The organism is Kosakonia sp. (assembly GCF_032104925.1).
Classification (GTDB): Bacteria; Pseudomonadota; Gammaproteobacteria; order Enterobacterales; family Enterobacteriaceae; genus Kosakonia.
In genome coordinates this window covers 556,527-573,601 of sequence record NZ_DAMCGF010000003.1, presented here as the reverse complement: position 1 = coordinate 573,601, position 17,075 = coordinate 556,527, and the positions used below count along the sequence as shown (strand labels likewise).

Genomic DNA, 17,075 nt, shown 5'->3' with positions numbered 1-17,075 from the left:
GCATTTTTTTGCACTGCTATTGTGCTTTAAAGCGTTGAGATGATCATTTTTAGTGCATCTCTGCGCTGTTTTAAAGCGAGCGTGTGGGGAAATGAAGCTGAGGGAATTCGTTTTGTTGTGCTGGATTTATTAACAATGTTTTTATATCTATTTGTTTTTAATTTGTTTTATTTAAATGATCAATGTTGCGATGACGTTATGGCACATGGCTTGCTAGTTGTACATACAAGGATATACAAAAGTTTTTTTGCATTGCCGTCACAACGGGACGGCAAACGATGACCATAAGGCGTAACGATGATTACTTTCAACAATGTGACCAAGCATTATCACGACGGTACCGTCGTGGTTGATGGCCTGAACCTTGTCGCGCCAGGAGGCAAAATTACTGTGCTTGTGGGGCCGTCTGGTTGCGGAAAAACCACCTCATTACGCATGATCAACCGGCTGGTGGAGCCCTCATCCGGGACGATTTTGCTCAATGGCGAATCCACCGCTCAGATGGATGTTGTGCAATTGCGCCGCCGTATTGGTTATGTGATCCAGAATGCCGGCTTGTTCCCGCATAAAACCATCATCGATAACATCGCCACTACCGCGATCCTTAATGGCGCGGCGAAAAGTAAAGCCAGAGCCAGAGCGGCAGAATTACTGGAAGTGGTCGGTCTGGCGCCGCAACTGGCGAAACGCTACCCGTGGCAACTCTCCGGTGGCCAACAGCAGCGCGTCGGCGTGGCGCGTGCACTGGCTGCCGACCCGGAATTTATGCTGATGGACGAACCCTTCAGCGCCGTTGACCCTGTGGTGCGTGAACAGTTGCAGGAAGAGTTTCTGCGCATTCAGAAAGAGGTCAGCAAGACCATCATTATGGTCACGCACGATATTGATGAAGCAATGAAACTGGGTGATTGCGTTGCGGTGCTGAAACCTGGCGGCAAGCTGGCGCAACTGGCGACGCCGGGCGAACTGCTGAATTCGCCGCAGAGCGAATTTGTCGCCGATTTCATTGGCCGCGACCGCGGTTATCGCAAACTCAGTTTCCACACCTCCGCACCGCTGACGGCGTTGCAGGCGGAACCGGCTATCGAAATGGGCGCGTCACTTGCGCAGGCACGCAATATCAGCGCACAACGTTGGCTGCTGGTGACGCAGCAGGGCAGAGCCTGCGGCTGGTTTGACACGCATCAGCAGGTAACGGCGATAGCGCCAGAAAACGTGAACCTTGGCGCGACATTTTCTCCGCAGGGCGGCACGCTGCGCCAGTTGCTGGATTCGGCGCTCAGCTCTCCCTGCCATCGCGCCGTGGTGGTCGATGAACAGCTTGCCCCGCTGGGATCGCTGGCGCTGGACAATGTGCTGGATGCCTGCAAGTCGCTGACGCAGGAGGCGCTATGAGATTTGACTGGCTGTGGGGGCAAAGCGACAGGATCCTCAGCTTGCTGCTCTGGCACTGCTATTTGTCGATTACGCCGATCCTGATCGGCCTGCTGCTGGCAATACCTGTCGGCTGGGCCGTGAACAACCTGCCAAAAGTGAAAGGTCTCATCCTGAATCTGTTTGGCCTGCTGTACACCATTCCGTCGCTGGCGCTGTTTGTACTGCTGCCGCCGCTGCTGAATACGCAAATTCTCGACCCCATCAACGTGGTCGTGGCGCTGACTATCTACAGCTTTGCGCTGCTGGTCAGAACCGTGTGCGACGGGCTGGATTCCGTGGCCGAAGATACCCGGCAGTCTGCTTTTGCGCTGGGGTACAAACCGCTGCAGCAATTTTTGCAGATCGACCTGCCGCTTGCCGTGCCGGTGATCGGCTCCGGGCTGCGTGTGGCCGTGGTTTCGAATGTCAGCATCGTGTCGGTTGCCGCACTGATTGGCGCGCCACAGTTAGGTTCGCTGTTTACCCAGGGGTTTCAGCTTCAGTTTCTCACCCCGATTATCGCCGGGATTGTGCTGTGCATCGCGCTGGCCTTCATTCTGGATTGCCTGGTGGTGGCGATAACCCGCTCTTTAAGCCGCTGGCAACCGCAAAGGGGATAACTGATGAGTGAATGGTTTTTCGATCTCAGCCACTGGTACGGCGACGACGGCATTGTGCCGCTGCTGTTGCAGCATATCGGTTACAGCGCGGCGGCGCTGGCGATTGCCGTCGCCATTGCGTTTCCGGTCGGCTGCTACACCGGCCATACCGGGAAAGGGGAGGCGCTGCTGATTGGCACCACCAACGCCCTGCGTTCGTTGCCCTCTTTTGGTCTGATTATTTTGCTGGTGATCCTGCTGGCGGGGTATTTCGAATCGGATTTGGCCTTTGTTTTACCCTGCATCATCGTGCTGGTGGTGCTGGCGCTGCCGCCAGTGGCGCTGGGCGTACATGCGGGTATCCGTTCTGTCGATCCCAGCGTGCATGACGCGGCAAAAGGGATTGGTCTGACGCCGCTTCAGGTGCTGTTGCAGGTTGAGTTGCCCTGCGCAATGCCGCTGATCCTCTCCGGGATCCGCAGTGCCGCGCTGCAAATTGTCTCTACTGCGACCATTGCGGCCTACGTTTCACTCGGCGGCCTGGGACGATTGATTATTGACGGGCGTGCCGCCAACGACTTTGCGCAGATGACCGCCGGGGCCATCCTCGTCGCGCTGCTGGCATTGATCATTGATCTCTTTTTTTCGCTTTCAGGGAAAGTCGTGGTTTCACCGGGCATCACCCGGAAAACCAAAAACCAGTGATGTTGAGTCCTTTAATTACAGAAGGTTAATAAGATGATTAAGAAACGCTATTTAACGTTGTTCAGTGCCGCACTGCTGTCTGTCGCTTCTTCTGTCTGGGCTGCGGATGCCGGCCAGAAAGTGATTATTGGTTCGGCGGATTTTCCGGAAAACCAGTTGCTGGCGACCATTTACGCCGGGGCGCTGGAAGCGCAAAACATTCCGGTCGAGAAAAAACTCAACATTGGTAGCCGTGAAGTCTATATCCCGGCTCTGCTCGACGGTTCCATCACCGTGATCCCTGAGTACAGCGGCGCGCTGTTAAGCTATCTGGATGCGAAAAACGACGCGCACAGTTCGGAAGATGTGGCGAAAGCGCTGGCCGCCAAACTGCCGGAAAAAGTGAAAATGCTGAACACGTCCACGGCGCAAAACAGCGATGTGCTGGCGGTAACGAAGAAAACCGCCGACAAATACAAACTGAAAACCATCGACGATCTGAAACCCGTCGCCGGGCAGTTAGTGCTTGGTGGTCCGGCGGAGTGGAAAACCCGTCATGAAGGTGTTCCCGGCTTGCGTGAAGTTTATGGCCTGAATTTCAAAACCTTCAAAGTGCTGGATGTCGCTGGTCCGCTGACGCTGACGGCGCTGAAAAATAACCAGATTCAGGTGGCTGATCTGACCTCCACTACGCCGGAAATCAAAAAAGATCACCTGGTTGCGCTGGAAGATCCGAAACACCTGTTTGCCGCGCAGAACATTGTGCCTATTGTCGCCAGCAGCACACTGAACCCGACCATTGAAAGCACGCTGAACAAAATCTCCGCGCAGCTCACCACCGAAGATCTGATCGCCATGAACGAGCAACTTGCAGAGTTCGCCAGCATTGATGATGTGGCGCACCAGTGGCTGGTTAAACACCAGTTGAGCAAGTAAGGAACGGCTGAGAGATGACGACAACAATCCGTTCTTCCATGTCGCATGTGGATGCGGTCACCTTAGGCAGGGATGCCACGACCATTGATGAGCTGGTGCGCATTGCCGATGGCGCTCAGGTTGTTCTGGCTGATGATGCGCTGGCGCAAATGGATAAGGTCAGCGGTTATATTCACAAGGCGATTGCTGACGGGAAGGTGATTTATGGTCTGACAACCGGCGTGGGAGACCTGGTGACCGAGCGTCTCTCTGCGGATCAAATTGCCAGCGTGCAACTCAATATGCTGCGTAGTCACGCCTGCGGGATGGGGCCGGATTTGTCGGTGCGGGAAGTGCGGGCGATGATGGCGGTGATGCTGAAATCGCTGTTGCAGGGCTACAGCGGCGTCAGTTCTGAACTGGCGCAGCGTATGTGCCTGATGCTGAACCGGCAGGTGACGCCGTGGTCGCCTGCCAGCGGTTCCGTGGGGTATCTGATTGCTACCGCGCATATCGGCTTATCGTTATTTGGCGAAGGGCAGTGCTGGTATCAGGGTGAGTTGTTGCCCTCCACCGACGCGCTGGCGAAAGCGGGCATTGCGCCGCGCATTCCCGGCCCGCGCGAAGGACACGCGCTGATCAGCGGCACCTACGAAATTACCGCACTGGCTTGTCTGGCGGTGCGGGATTTCGAGCAGTTGCTGCCGGTCGCGGATATGGCAGGCGGCATGTGTCTCGAAGCGCTGAAAGGCAACACCCGCGGCTATGACGCGCGTCTGCACGCTCTGCGTCCGCATGACGGGCAACAAGAAACAGCGCAGAATTTGCGCCGTTTACTGCACGGTAGCGAGATCCTTCAGCGTTACCGCGATCACCGGGTGCAGGATGCGCTCAGCTTACGCTGCATCCCGCAAATCCATGGCGCGGTGCGCGATCAACTGGCGCATTGTCGTCATATCGTTACTACCGAACTCAATTCGGTGACCGACAACCCGGTGTTTTTGATTGAAGACGATGCGCTGGTGATTTTGCCTGGCGGTAACGGTCACGGTGCGCCGCTGGCGCTGGCACTCGATGCGCTGGCGGTGGCTATTGCGCAACTGAGCACGGCGTCACAGGCGCGTTCTGACCGTATTACCAACGTCCATCTCAGCGGCTTACCGGCATTTCTGGTCGGCAAAAGCGGAGCCAATTCCGGGATGATGATCCCGCCGTATGTCGCCGCCGCGCTCGCCGGGGATAATCGCAGCCTGGCGGCACCCGCCAGCGTACATACGGTTTCCACCTGTGCCGGGCAGGAAGACCATATCAGTATGGGCGTCTCCTCGGCGCGAAAAGCGATGCAGGCGGTGGCAAACGCGGTGGATATCGTGGCTATCGAGCTGCTGTGCGCTTGTCAGGCGATTGAATTTCATCGCCCGCTGCGCGCCTCGGTGGGGACAGAACTGACGCTCTCGCGGGTGCGCCAGCAGGTCGCGTTTCGTGAAACCGATACGCCGCTGTACACGGATATGCATGCCGTCCGGGATCTGATTGCGGATGGCGAACTGAGCCGCCAGCTTGCTTTACTGATAAAGGAGGGGGCTGATGAGTGAAGCTAATCGTCTGCTCAAGAGAAAATGGAGACTGGAGCTGTCGCGTGTGTAGGCAGGCATAGGGTGCGCTTTGCGATTACCTGGCGCACGCCTCTGCTGTTGCGTGCGCCAGGGAAATCCCTGGCGATGCGGCTCGGTGTATGAATGGTAAAGAGATGCCCTGCAGGGCTGATTAGCCAGCAGGTTCAGCCTGATGAACGGGGCGCGCAGGCACTAAGCATCGCGTGATAAATCACCCAGACCGCACTGATGGCGGTGGTCAAGTTCGTAGCTGTGCTGGCCCGCGACGCGTGCGGGAGTGATTTATGAGCGGGTTAATTGCCGATAATGAAGAGGGCTGGCGGCGTTTCAGAAGGTCGACGCCGCAGTTTAGGCGGTGTAACGGGATGTCAGCGTCACGCAGGCGAAAAGCGTGTCGCTGCCTGCGTTAACGGTAACCGTCGCCGGGTTATCAAGCAGCAGGCTGTCGTAATGTTGCAGCGTATGGCGTTCGCCCCCGACGATGACGTCAAGACGATGTCCGGCATTGAACAGCAGCATTGCTCCCTGCCGATGTTGCCATGTGCCAGCGCGCTGCCAGCGCACCGTTGCCAGGGTGGTTTCATGGCGATAAATCACGTTGAAATCAAGTAACGGCCCGCCGACAACCTCGCAGAACACCGCGCTGTCGCCGTTAAAATCCGTCGCCTGAAACGGTGGAATTAACGCGCTGCGCTGGTCATCAATCGTCAGAAACATGCCTTCGCCTTCCAGTACGCTGATGTTTCGCAGGTAACCGGCGAAACGTGAGAACGCCCCGTCTTCGCGGATTGTCGCAACCGATATGCGCCAGTCATACTGGTCGCTGGCGGGAAAACGGCACACTTCGCGGGTGACACCCTGGCCATTTTTCCAGCGCATCTCAGCGTAGCCGCTAGAAGGCAGCAGCCTCATTTGCGCATACTTCCTTCCAGACGGTAACGTGAACCCGGATAGACCAGGCGCACGCTGGTGACGATTTTCTTGTCCTGACGACCAGTCCAGGTGCGGCGGTTTACTTGCAGGCAGGGGGTGTGTTCATCTATTTCCAGGTAAACGCACTCGGTGCGGGGCACGTTCACCGCCTCGATAATATGCTCACCTTCGACAATCGGTGCGATGGAAGAGAGATAAGCATTCGGCGTGATACGGGTAAAATCCTGCTGCAGATAGTCTGGCACAATCAGCGCATTCACCAGCCTGTCTTCCAGCATCACCGGAACGCCGTCTTCATAATGGCAAATCAACGAATGGAACAGGCGGCTGCCTTTCGGCAGATTAAAAGCCAGTGCTTGCTGAGCATCTGCATGCTGCTGGGTCAGTTCCAGCACTCTGGCATGATGGCGATGGCCGCGGCTGGCAATCTCATCGGCAATGTTGTTGATTTCCAGCAGCGCCGACTGCCCGCGGACTTCGGCGACAAAGGTGCCAATGCCCTGCATACGCACCAGCAGCCCTTCGGCGGTCAGTTCACGCAGCGCGCGGTTAATGGTCATCCGGCTGTAGCCAAACTGGCTGACCAGCTCGCTTTCTGACGGCACGCGGTAGTTCACCGGCCAGGCGCCGCTGTGGATATTGGTTTTAATCATGCTCTTCACCCTTTCATAGAAAGGGGCGGGCTGATCAAGACGAGTCTCGCCTGCGGCTGCTTTAAAAATATCGCTTTGCTCCATGAACCCTTTCCTCGGCCGGATAACCGTTGAAGTTTACTCTACACATATTTGGATGTATATATATAAGCATGTATATACATATCAAATAACGGTAGGCGGTGAGGGGATATATGACAGTATATTTCGCGGCAAAAGCATTGTTGTCGCAGGGCTGGGCGGAGAATGTTCGCATCACGGTTTCCCCGCAGGGCATCATCACCGCGCTCGAAAGCGGTAGTCAGCCAGACGACACGGCGATTCGCCTGGAAGGTTTTTTGGTGCCGGGCATGCCAAACCTGCATTCGCACGCTTTTCAGCGTGCAATGGCCGGGCTAACCGAAGTGGTGGGCGATCCGGCGGACAGCTTCTGGACATGGCGCGATTTGATGTACCGGCTGGTGGATAAAATCACACCCGAACAGCTGGAAACCATTGCCAGCTATCTGTACATCGAAATGCTGAAGGCCGGTTATACCTCCGTTGCCGAATTTCACTATTTGCACCACGATCGTGGTGGAAAACCTTACGCACAGCCAGCCGAGCTGGCGATGCGTATTTCGCAGGCGGCGAAAACGGCGGGTATTGGCCTGACATTACTGCCGGTGCTTTACAGTTTCTCCGGTTTTGGTGGGCAGCCAGCGACCGCCGGGCAGAGCCGCTTTATTCACGATACGGAAGGCTACCTTGCACTGCATGACACGCTGACGTCGCAGCTTGCTGCTGAGCCGATGCAGCGTACCGGGCTGTGCTTCCACTCGCTGCGAGCCGTTACGCCGGAACAGATGCAGAGCGTGCTTAAAGCCTGTCCGCAACCGCAGCCGGTGCATATTCATATTGCTGAGCAGCAAAAAGAGGTTGATGACTGCTTGGCCTGGTCTGGATTGCGTCCGGTGGAGTGGCTTTATCAGCATATGCCGGTGGATGAACAGTGGTGTCTGATCCATGCCACGCATATTACGCCGCAGGAAACCCAACAGATTGCCGCTTCCGGCGCAGTGGCGGGCCTGTGCCTGACCACTGAAGCCAATCTTGGTGATGGTATCTTTCCGGGGCCGGATTATCTTGCGCAGCAGGGGCGCTGGGGAATTGGCTCCGACAGCCATATCAGCGTCAGCGTCAGCGAGGATTTGCGCTGGTTTGAGTACGGGCAACGGTTAAACAAACGGCGGCGCAACTTACTGTCTTTGCCGGATGAGCCTTATATTGGCAATGTGCTGTACCAGGGGGCATTGCAGGGCGGACGCCGTGCGCTGGGGCAGGCGATTGGTCAACTGGCGGTCGGCGATCGCGCGGATATGCTGTTGCTCGACAGCCGCGATCCCTTCCTTGCAGCCGCAGGCGATCGTGAACGTCTGAACCGCTGGATTTTCGCCTGCTCAACAAACCCGATAAAAAGGGTAATGGCGGGAGGACGCTGGGTGATTGAAGAGGGGCGTCACGCACAGGAGGAGCAGGTGACCTCTGCATTTATTAAGGTGATGCAGCAACTGGTGGCGTAACACTAAGCAGCAGGACGTTGATAAGAACCTATGGCAGTTGGCAGACGCGGGAAGTGATTTAACTTACTGAATCTGTAGGGTAATGACGACTTTGATCGATGTTCGCAGGAAGGGGGATATTGTCCCCTGCAGGAATCGAACCTGCAACTAGCCCTTAGGAGGGGCTCGTTATATCCATTTAACTAAGGGGACAAAGCGGCGGGAGTATAACGTTATTTACGTCTCGCGTTAAGCTCACATGCCGCCAAGTGATTAAACTGTCGCCGTTTAAGCCTCTTTTTCTGCGCCGTCGCGTTGCTGTTTTTGCTCGTCGGCGCGGGCTTCGGCTTTACGCGCGTTGATCATATCGTTACGGATCTGCGCGTGGCTGAGCAGAGCAAAAATAAAGGTGCCGCCGCAAATATTCCCGGCGAGTGTCGGCAGGGCGAAAGGCCAGATAAATTCGCTCCAGTGCAGCGTACCGTTAAACACCAGATAGAAAATCTCCACCGCACCGACCACGATATGCGTGGTATCCGCCAGCGCGATAAGCCAGGTCATTAAAATGATCACCACAATTTTCGCCGCGCCCGCTGAAGGGAACATCCACACCATGGTCGCGATGATCCAGCCGGAGATAATGGCGTTGGAGAACATCTCCAGCGGCGTGTTCTTCATCACCTCCATGCCGATTTTGACAAAAGCATCGCGGGTGGCTTCATCGAATATGGGCATATACTCGAACGCCCAGGCAGCAATAGCCGTACCAACCAGGTTCCCGAGTAACACCACGCTCCATAAGCGCGTCATCAGGCCAAAGTTAACCCAACTGGGTTTTTGCATCACCGGTAATACGGCCGTGACGGTGTTTTCGGTAAACAACTGCTGGCGAGCCATAATGACAATAATAAAGCCAAAGGTGTAACCGAGGTTCTCCAGCAGAAAACCGCCGGGAATGCCGTCGAGCTGTACGTGAAAAATCCCCTTTGCCAGCAGCGACGCGCTCATCGATAAACCCGCCGCAATCGCTGACCAGAACAGCGCCATCGCGTCGCGTTCCAGCTCTTTTTCGCCGTCCTGGCGAATATGTTCATGAATCGCCATGGCGCGTGAGGGCAGGCGTTCTTCATCAAGTTCTATTTTCTTCCCACTCTTCTTCTCGTCGCTCTCCACTTGTATGTCATCGCTGTGTTTGTCGAGTTTCTCTTCTTTAATATTGTCCACGATGGCCTCGCTTGGTGATGGCGGCAAAATTTAAGCGTAGCGGTTTTCACGCTTATTCCGTGACGGCATCGTCCTAAATTGCGCGAAAAGCAATAATGGCAATACGATATTGAGGAAGTTTGTATAGAATTGTTAACGAGCCGTAAAGGTGAGTTCGGTTAGGCTGAGTGAGAGTTGTTCGCTACGTGGACATCAGAATATGTGCTGATACAATGCGTTGCGCATTGTCTGCGCAAAACGGATTTCCGCGTTTGCGTTATTCAAAATGGCATTCAGCGATGACCATTTTCTTCAGGGAGACACCTATGAAATTCCGCCTGTCGGCGCTTGCGCTGGCTACCACTGTGCTGGTCGGTTGTGCCAGTTCCGGTAAAGATTCGCAGGGACGTTCAGACCCGCTGGAAGGGTTCAACCGCACCATGTACAGCTTCAACTTCAATGTGCTGGATCCGTATGTTGTCAGGCCCGTTGCCGTTGTCTGGCGTGATTACGTGCCGCAGCCAGCGCGTAATGGTCTGAGCAACTTCACCAGCAACCTTGAAGAACCGGCGGTGATGGTGAACTTCTTCTTACAAGGCGATCCGTACCAGGGAATGGTTCACTTTACGCGCTTCTTCCTGAACACCCTGCTGGGGATGGGCGGCTTGATGGATGTCGCGGGTGCTGCGAACCCGAAATTGCAGCGCGTTGAACCGCACCGTTTTGGTAGCACGCTGGGGCATTACGGCATGGGTTACGGCCCTTATATGCAACTGCCGTTCTATGGCAGTTTCACGCTGCGTGAAGACGGTGGTGATATGGCCGATACGCTCTATCCGGTGCTGTCCTGGCTGACATGGCCGCTGTCGGTGGGCAAATGGACGGTTGAAGGCATTGAATCGCGCGCGCAACTGCTGGATTCAGACGGCCTGCTGCGCCAGTCTTCCGATCCGTACATTCTGGTGCGTGAAGCCTACTTCCAGCGCCACGACTTTATCGCCAATGGCGGTAAGCTGAAACCGCAGGAAAACCCGAACGCGCAGGCGATAGAGGGCGATTTGAAAGATATCGACTCGCAATAAGCCCAGCAAATAAAAAAGGTGAGCACGGCGCTCACCTTTTTTTATGCCTGATGGTTTATCAGAACGCGTAGTTGAAGTTCGCGCCGTACAGCCATGCACGACCTTCAGAGCTGAAGGTATACGGGCCTTCGGTGAATTTCACTTTCTGACCGTGCATATAAGAAACGCCGACGTCGACGGACGCATCTTTATTAAATGCATAGGTCGCACCGGTGCTCAGCCAGAGGCGATCCTGATCCGGGATGGAGATGGAGCGTTTGTCTGCCGGAACCGGGCTGTCATCGAAGGCGATACCGGCGCGGAAGGTCCAGTTATCATCCATATAATAGGTAGTACCCAGCGCGATACGGTAGGCGTCTTTAAAGCTTTCATCTTTATAGAACAGCGTCTGGCCGTTGTCGCCGGTCGCTTTCAGCTCCTGGAACTGGCTCCAGCTGGTGTAAGTCAGGCTGTAATGAATGGCCCACTGCGGGTCGACACGGTTATAACCCGACACTTCCCACATTTCCGGCAGGTGCAATGAGAGCGAACCGTTGGTGGTGGCACCGCCGGTACCGTATGGCAAGTTAAGATTGAGCGCCGCATTGATCGGGTTCAGCGCTGCGGGCAGGCTGCTCTTATAATCGCCGTCGAAGTCGACTTTGACTTCAGAGCGATAGGTGAAAGCGTAGCGGTTGTTTTTATCCAGCTCGTAGAGAATACCGGCATTCCAGCCAAAGCCCCACTCATCGCCTTTCAGATGGGCGATTTGCGTATCGCGGCTAATACCACCAGCCTGCGCGGCGAGTCGCTGTGCATCTTGTGGTGACAGGCGACCCGATTGCACCAGCCCTGGCAGACCTGCGCCGATGATTTGCGGCAGGTCACCCGCGTAGCGCTCCACTTTCGCACGTGCATAAACAGCATCGAAACCGAGGCCGAAGCTCCAGTGGCTATCCAGACGATACGCACCGCTCAGGTTGAGGTTCAGCGTTTCGAGATCGGTTTTACCGCCCATTGAACCGGCTGCATAGCTGTTGTTGAACTCGGTGGCCAGCCCGTAGTTAGAGGTCACGGACGCGCCCCAGCCAAATTGATCGTTAATCGGTGCCACGAAGTGCAGGTTCGGGATCCACGCGGTCGGGGCGATGTTGTCCTGGCTGGCATTGTTACCAATGGCAGAACGGCCTTTTACGTTAACATCCGGATCGACAAACACCGCACCACCAGAGAAGGTTGGGCGATCGAACATGGTGATCAGCGCCGGGTTGCGGCTGACGCTGCCTGCGTCATCAGCAATGGCGCCTTCACCGGAATAAGCCCGGCCAAGGCCAGAGGATGAAAACTCGTTGAGTTGAAAGCCTGCGGACCAGGCCTGGGTAGAAACGATTGCCACTGCGACTGCCAACGCAGACTTGGTAAACCGGGTTTTCTGGCTCATGACCATAACCTCATTCGAAATCGATTTATTTTTATACAAACTTTGTTACGCGGGGTAACAGGAGCGCGAAGTGTAGGGTCTGAGGTACATCTGAGAAATCAGACCAGTGGCGAGAGTATAGGTCTGACCAGAGGAAATGTTGCAAGTATGTATATAAGATTTTTCAATTGTGATCTTCGAAACGGGATCTGCGCAGCAAAATTGCCCCCGGTGTTAATCAGTCGATTAGATGATTTTTGTTTTAGATCATTTTTAAGTGTGATTTCGGTCACTTATCACCGCTTGCGGAATTAACGACTGGAGCCACATTCCCTCGCGGCGTAAAATATGCGCAACGTTTATCTGGCACCTTGGGTGCGAATTCAGAGGAAATCTACCATGAGTAAATGCAGTGCTGATGAAACCCCGGTTTGCTGCTGTATGGATGTTGGCACCATTATGGACAACTCCGACTGCACCGCCTCTTACAGCCGCGTGTTCGCTAAACGCGCCGATGCAGAAGAAACCCTGGCTGCGCTGAGCGCCAGAGCCCGCAGCGTGGAATCCGATCCTTGCCAAATCACTTCCACGTTCACGGAAGTGGCAGACGGTGTGCGCCTGGATATCGATTTTGTCTTCGCTTGCGAAGCCGAAACGCTGATTTTCCAGCTCGGTCTGCGTTAATTATCCCGCCAACGCTCCCGTTCAGCGGGAGCGTTTTGTTAAGTATCTCTGTGCCTTAGCTCCCATTTTTTTCTCCCTCCCATTGGCTAAATGTAAAAAATTGGTTAAGACTGTTATCAGGTCAGACCACTTAATGCATTACGCTGTTAACAGGGGAGTGTTATGAAGGCATTACCGCTTGTCACCCGCCAGGGCGACCGCATTGCCATTGTCAGTGGGTTACGTACCCCTTTTGCCCGCCAGGCGACCGTCTTCCACGGCGTGCCGGCCATCGATCTTGGCAAAATGGTGGTGGGAGAGATGCTGGCACGCAGCGAAATTCCCCCCGAAGTGATTGAACAACTGGTTTTTGGCCAGGTGGTTCAAATGCCCGAAGCGCCGAATATTGCGCGCGAAATTGTGCTTGGCACCGGCATGAGTGTGCATACCGACGCTTACAGTGTAAGCCGTGCCTGTGCGACCAGCTTTCAGGCGGTGGCGAATGTCACCGAAAGTCTGCTGGCGGGCACCATCCGTGCCGGTATCGCCGGTGGGGCCGATTCGTCTTCGGTGCTGCCGATTGGCGTCAGCAAAAAACTGGCGCGAACGCTGGTAGATGCCAACAAAGCGCGCAGCATGGGGCAAAAACTGAAGCTCTTCTCGCGCCTGCGTCTGCGCGACCTGCTGCCGGTTCCTCCGGCGGTAGCGGAATATTCCACTGGCCTGCGCATGGGCGATACCGCTGAACAGATGGCGAAAACCTACGGTATCAGCCGTGAGCAGCAGGATGCGCTGGCGCACCGTTCACACCAGCTTGCCGCCCAGGCCTGGGCAGAAGGCAAACTGGCAGAAGAGGTGATGACCGCTTACGCACCGCCATTTCGTGACCCGGTCGAGAAAGATAACAACGTACGTACAAATTCGAGCCTGGCGGATTATGCAAAACTGCGCCCGGCGTTTGATCGCCAGCACGGCACGGTGACGGCGGCCAACAGTACGCCGCTTACCGATGGTGCCGCGGCGGTGATCCTGATGACGGAATCCCGCGCCAAGGAGCTGGGGCTGGTGCCGTTGGGATACCTGCGCAGCTATGCGTTTACCGCCATTGATGTGCGTGAAGATATGCTGCTTGGCCCGGCGTGGGCAACGCCGCTGGCGCTGGAGCGAGCCGGATTATCAATGACGGATTTAACCCTGCTTGATATGCATGAAGCCTTTGCTGCGCAAACCCTGAGCAACCTGAAGCTGATGGCCAGCGAGCGTTTTGCCCGCGAGGTTCTGGGGCGTTCACAGGCAACCGGCGAAGTGGATGACAGCAAATTTAACGTGCTTGGCGGCTCTATCGCTTATGGGCATCCGTTTGCCGCTACCGGCGCGCGTATGATCACTCAGACCCTGCATGAGCTGCGCCGTCGTGGCGGCGGTTTTGGTCTGGTGACGGCCTGTGCCGCGGGCGGTCTGGGTGCGGCAATGGTTCTGGAGGCAGAGTAATGACCACTACATCGGCATTTACCCTTAGTGTGCGTCCCGACAATGTGGCGGTAGTCGCTATTGATGTACCGAACGAGAAGATGAACACCCTGAAAGCGGAGTTCGCAACGGATGTTCGCGCCATTTTAAAACAGATCCGCGAAAACAAAGCGTTGCGCGGCGTGGTGTTTATCTCAGCAAAACCGGACAACTTTATTGCGGGCGCGGATATCAATATGATCGCCCGCTGCCAGACGGCGAAAGAGGCCGAAGAGCTCGCCCGTCAGGGGCAGCAACTGATGGCGGAAATCCATGCCCTGCCGATCCCGGTCATCGCCGCGATTAATGGCCCGTGCCTCGGCGGTGGGCTGGAGCTGGCGCTGGCGTGCCATCGCCGGATTTGTACAAACGATGCCAAAACGGTGCTGGGATTACCGGAAGTGCAACTGGGGTTGCTTCCCGGTTCTGGCGGTACGCAACGTTTGCCGCGCCTGATCGGCGTGAGTACCGCGCTGGAGATGATCCTCACCGGTAAGCAGTTACGCCCACGGCAGGCATTAAAAGTGGGTCTGGTTGACGATGTGGTTCCGCCTTCCATTTTACTGGACGCCGCCGTCGGGCTGGTTTCGCAGGGGCGTCCTGCCAGCCGCCATTTACCGGTGCGTGAACGCATTCTTGCCGGGCCACTTGGCCGCACTTTATTGTTCCGCATGGTCGCGAAGAAAACCGAACAGAAAACCCAGGGGAATTATCCTGCTGCGTCGCGCATTCTCTCGGTGGTTGAAACCGGCCTTGCCCAGGGGCGCAGCAGCGGTTATGACGCCGAGGCACGCGCGTTTGGTCAACTGGCGATGACGCCGCAATCGCAGGCGCTACGGCATCTCTTTTTTACCAGTACCGATATCAAAAAAGATCCTGGCAGCGTCGTCGAACCCGGCCCGCTTAACAGTGTGGGCGTGCTGGGCGGTGGGTTGATGGGCGGCGGTATCGCGTTTGTCACGGCCAGCAAAGGTGGGTTGCCGGTTCGCATTAAAGATATTAATGCGAAGGGCATTAACCATGCGCTGAAATACAGTTGGCAACAACTGGATAAAAAAGTGCGCCGTCGTTACCTGAAACCCGCCGAGCGCGACAGCCAGATGGCGAAGATCTCCGGTTCGCTCGATTATCGTGGCTTTGCCCATCGCGATCTGGTGATTGAAGCGGTGTTCGAAGATCTTGCGCTGAAGCAGAAAATGGTCGCTGAAGTCGAAGCTAACTGCGCAGCGCATACCATTTTCGCCTCCAATACCTCGTCTTTACCGATCGGCGATATTGCTGCGCATGCGGCGCGTCCGGAAAAAGTTATCGGATTACATTTTTTCAGCCCGGTGGAAAAAATGCCACTGGTCGAGGTGATCCCCCATGCCGGCACCGATGAGCAGACCATTGCCACGACGGTGAAGCTGGCGAAAAAACAGGGCAAAACGCCGATTGTGGTGGCAGATAAAGCGGGCTTTTACGTTAACCGCATCCTCGCGCCTTATATTAATGAAGCGATGCGCCTGCTAAGCGAAGGGCAACACATTGAAACTATCGATCAGGCGCTGGTGAAATTCGGTTTTCCGGTGGGGCCCATCCAGTTGCTGGATGAAGTGGGGATCGATACCGGCACCAAAATTATCCCGGTGCTGGAAGCTGCCTATGGAGAACGTTTTAGCGCGCCTGCAAGTGTGGTTAACGCAATCTTGAATGACGATCGCAAAGGCAGAAAAAATGAGCGCGGTTTCTATCTTTACCCGACGAAAGGGCGTAAAAGCAAAAAGCAGCCAGACCCATCGATCTACCGTTTAATTGGTGTTTCAGATGGCACGCAGTTACCGCCTCAGCAGATAGCAGAACGGTGCGTGATGTTGATGCTGAACGAAGCGGCTCGCTGCTTTGATGAACAGGTGATTCGCAGCGCGCGCGATGGTGATATTGGTGCCGTGTTTGGCATCGGTTTCCCACCGTTTTTGGGCGGGCCGTTCCACTATATGGATGCGCTGGGCGTAAGCGAAGTGGTGGCGACACTACAGCGGTTACAGGCGCAGTACGGCGAGCGTTTTGCTCCTTGCGAGCCGCTGTTACGCATGGCGGAACAAGGTGTAACTTTCTGGCCGACAAAAGAAACCGAACGTTTCAGTTAGTGTCTAAAAAAGTAATTCTGTTATACCTCATGGGCTTTACGGTTATTTAATAAACAGTGATTGACTATAGTTGCGCCATTGAGGTAAAAAACAGCGTTTCATTCAACGAATGGATCAGGCACAATGCCCGGCCATTAATATTTTCCGATGTCGTGAAATGATTTTGCGGTGAAAGTATTAATGATTCTGGTTAACAAAAGCGGTGCAATATGCAAGTTTTTATCATGCGTCACGGCGACGCTGCCCTCGATGCAGCCAGTGACTCGGTTCGTCCCTTAACCCCTTGTGGCTGTGACGAAACCCGTCTGATGGCAACATGGTTGAAAGGCCAAAAAGTGGATATTGAACGTGTTCTGGTCAGCCCTTTTTTACGTGCTGAACAGACGCTGGATAAGGTAGGGGAGTGTATGAACCTGCCTGACAACGTGGATGTCCTGCCGGAACTGACGCCCTGCGGCGATATCGGCCTGGTTAGCGCCTATTTGCAGGCGCTGGCAAACGAAGGTACTTCCGCCGTGCTGGTGATTTCTCACCTGCCGCTGGTCGGATACCTGGTGTCCGAACTCTGCCCGGGTGAAGCGCCGCCGATGTTTACCACCTCCGCCATCGCCAGCGTTACGCTGGATGAAGACGGTAAAGGTGTCTTTAACTGGCAAATGAGTCCCTGCAACCTGAAGATGCCAAAAGCTATCTGATTCGCCGGACCATGAAAGATAAAGAGCCGCATTGCGCG

The 17,075-nt window shown here is 55.4% G+C and carries 15 protein-coding genes and 1 tRNA gene; 11 read left to right on the top strand and 5 right to left on the bottom strand.

What is annotated here, in order from left to right; all coding sequences use genetic code 11:
- The first annotated feature begins 297 nt into the window (after positions 1–297).
- Genes RT644_RS08885 through RT644_RS08865 form a run of 5 tightly spaced genes read left to right on the top strand, consistent with a single transcriptional unit; the run spans position 298 to position 5,209 of the window.
- Positions 298–1,395, top strand: coding sequence for an ATP-binding cassette domain-containing protein (locus RT644_RS08885; protein WP_313626392.1), 1,098 nt, complete (start codon positions 298–300; stop codon positions 1,393–1,395).
- Positions 1,392–2,036 carry an ABC transporter permease gene (locus tag RT644_RS08880; protein WP_020454587.1) on the top strand — a complete coding sequence of 215 codons (645 nt, stop codon included), beginning with the start codon at positions 1,392–1,394 and terminating at the stop codon, positions 2,034–2,036. The genes RT644_RS08885 and RT644_RS08880 overlap by 4 nt, the downstream gene beginning before the upstream one ends.
- Before the next feature lie 3 nt (positions 2,037–2,039).
- Positions 2,040–2,720: an ABC transporter permease gene (locus tag RT644_RS08875; RefSeq protein ID WP_020454586.1), complete on the top strand. Its 681-nt coding sequence runs from the start codon at positions 2,040–2,042 to the stop codon at positions 2,718–2,720.
- A 33-nt stretch (positions 2,721–2,753) separates the two neighbouring features.
- Positions 2,754–3,635 (top strand): ABC transporter substrate-binding protein, encoded by an 882-nt coding sequence (locus RT644_RS08870; RefSeq protein WP_045513091.1) that lies wholly within the window; start codon positions 2,754–2,756, stop codon positions 3,633–3,635.
- A 14-nt stretch (positions 3,636–3,649) separates the two neighbouring features.
- Positions 3,650–5,209: an aromatic amino acid ammonia-lyase gene (locus tag RT644_RS08865; protein WP_313626391.1), complete on the top strand. Its 1,560-nt coding sequence runs from the start codon at positions 3,650–3,652 to the stop codon at positions 5,207–5,209.
- A 369-nt stretch (positions 5,210–5,578) separates the two neighbouring features.
- Here the strand turns inward: RT644_RS08865 and RT644_RS08860 are convergent, their stop codons facing one another.
- Positions 5,579–6,142: a HutD family protein gene (locus RT644_RS08860; RefSeq protein WP_313626390.1), complete on the bottom strand. Its 564-nt coding sequence runs from the start codon at positions 6,140–6,142 to the stop codon at positions 5,579–5,581.
- The gene (gene hutC / locus RT644_RS08855; protein WP_045513082.1) at positions 6,139–6,900 is read right to left on the bottom strand and encodes a histidine utilization repressor; all 762 of its coding nucleotides are present in this window, start codon (positions 6,898–6,900) and stop codon (positions 6,139–6,141) included. Before hutC ends, RT644_RS08860 begins: the two co-directional genes overlap by 4 nt.
- Before the next feature lie 110 nt (positions 6,901–7,010).
- Between hutC and RT644_RS08850 the strand changes: the two genes are divergently transcribed.
- A complete protein-coding gene (locus RT644_RS08850; RefSeq protein ID WP_313626389.1) occupies positions 7,011–8,378 on the top strand; it encodes a formimidoylglutamate deiminase in 1,368 nt (455 codons plus the stop codon).
- A 120-nt stretch (positions 8,379–8,498) separates the two neighbouring features.
- Here RT644_RS08850 and RT644_RS08845 read toward each other — a convergent pair.
- A tRNA-Arg gene (locus tag RT644_RS08845) sits at positions 8,499–8,570 on the bottom strand.
- 75 nt (positions 8,571–8,645) lie between these two features.
- Entirely contained in the window at positions 8,646–9,581 is a 936-nt protein-coding gene (locus tag RT644_RS08840) for a formate/nitrite transporter family protein (RefSeq protein ID WP_313626388.1), read from the bottom strand.
- A 305-nt stretch (positions 9,582–9,886) separates the two neighbouring features.
- On the opposite strand from RT644_RS08840, the gene mlaA reads away from it, so the two are divergent.
- A complete protein-coding gene (gene mlaA / locus RT644_RS08835; RefSeq protein WP_017458648.1) occupies positions 9,887–10,642 on the top strand; it encodes a phospholipid-binding lipoprotein MlaA in 756 nt (251 codons plus the stop codon).
- 58 nt (positions 10,643–10,700) lie between these two features.
- Here the strand turns inward: mlaA and fadL are convergent, their stop codons facing one another.
- Positions 10,701–12,062 carry a long-chain fatty acid transporter FadL gene (gene fadL / locus RT644_RS08830; protein WP_020454579.1) on the bottom strand — a complete coding sequence of 454 codons (1,362 nt, stop codon included), beginning with the start codon at positions 12,060–12,062 and terminating at the stop codon, positions 10,701–10,703.
- 378 nt (positions 12,063–12,440) lie between these two features.
- Between fadL and RT644_RS08825 the strand changes: the two genes are divergently transcribed.
- The 4 genes from RT644_RS08825 to sixA all read left to right on the top strand — a co-directional run bounded on the left by RT644_RS08825 (position 12,441) and on the right by sixA (position 17,037).
- The gene (locus tag RT644_RS08825; protein WP_020454578.1) at positions 12,441–12,725 is read left to right on the top strand and encodes a YfcZ/YiiS family protein; all 285 of its coding nucleotides are present in this window, start codon (positions 12,441–12,443) and stop codon (positions 12,723–12,725) included.
- 162 nt (positions 12,726–12,887) lie between these two features.
- Positions 12,888–14,195 carry an acetyl-CoA C-acyltransferase FadI gene (gene fadI, locus RT644_RS08820; RefSeq protein ID WP_160269318.1) on the top strand — a complete coding sequence of 436 codons (1,308 nt, stop codon included), beginning with the start codon at positions 12,888–12,890 and terminating at the stop codon, positions 14,193–14,195.
- Positions 14,195–16,342 (top strand): fatty acid oxidation complex subunit alpha FadJ, encoded by a 2,148-nt coding sequence (fadJ, locus tag RT644_RS08815; RefSeq protein ID WP_313626387.1) that lies wholly within the window; start codon positions 14,195–14,197, stop codon positions 16,340–16,342. The genes fadI and fadJ overlap by 1 nt, the downstream gene beginning before the upstream one ends.
- A 209-nt stretch (positions 16,343–16,551) precedes the next feature.
- Positions 16,552–17,037 (top strand): phosphohistidine phosphatase SixA, encoded by a 486-nt coding sequence (gene sixA / locus RT644_RS08810; protein WP_020454575.1) that lies wholly within the window; start codon positions 16,552–16,554, stop codon positions 17,035–17,037.
- Positions 17,038–17,075 lie beyond the last annotated feature (38 nt).

Coding starts and splice junctions, on each gene's coding strand:
- RT644_RS08885 (WP_313626392.1), top strand. CDS start 298: ATGATTACTTTCAACAATGTGACCAAGCATTATCACGACGGTACCGTC.
- RT644_RS08880 (WP_020454587.1), top strand. CDS start 1,392: ATGAGATTTGACTGGCTGTGGGGGCAAAGCGACAGGATCCTCAGCTTG.
- RT644_RS08875 (WP_020454586.1), top strand. CDS start 2,040: ATGAGTGAATGGTTTTTCGATCTCAGCCACTGGTACGGCGACGACGGC.
- RT644_RS08870 (WP_045513091.1), top strand. CDS start 2,754: ATGATTAAGAAACGCTATTTAACGTTGTTCAGTGCCGCACTGCTGTCT.
- RT644_RS08865 (WP_313626391.1), top strand. CDS start 3,650: ATGACGACAACAATCCGTTCTTCCATGTCGCATGTGGATGCGGTCACC.
- RT644_RS08860 (WP_313626390.1), bottom strand. CDS start 6,142: ATGAGGCTGCTGCCTTCTAGCGGCTACGCTGAGATGCGCTGGAAAAAT.
- hutC (WP_045513082.1), bottom strand. CDS start 6,900: ATGGAGCAAAGCGATATTTTTAAAGCAGCCGCAGGCGAGACTCGTCTT.
- RT644_RS08850 (WP_313626389.1), top strand. CDS start 7,011: ATGACAGTATATTTCGCGGCAAAAGCATTGTTGTCGCAGGGCTGGGCG.
- mlaA (WP_017458648.1), top strand. CDS start 9,887: ATGAAATTCCGCCTGTCGGCGCTTGCGCTGGCTACCACTGTGCTGGTC.
- fadL (WP_020454579.1), bottom strand. CDS start 12,062: ATGAGCCAGAAAACCCGGTTTACCAAGTCTGCGTTGGCAGTCGCAGTG.
- RT644_RS08825 (WP_020454578.1), top strand. CDS start 12,441: ATGAGTAAATGCAGTGCTGATGAAACCCCGGTTTGCTGCTGTATGGAT.
- fadI (WP_160269318.1), top strand. CDS start 12,888: ATGAAGGCATTACCGCTTGTCACCCGCCAGGGCGACCGCATTGCCATT.
- fadJ (WP_313626387.1), top strand. CDS start 14,195: ATGACCACTACATCGGCATTTACCCTTAGTGTGCGTCCCGACAATGTG.
- sixA (WP_020454575.1), top strand. CDS start 16,552: ATGCAAGTTTTTATCATGCGTCACGGCGACGCTGCCCTCGATGCAGCC.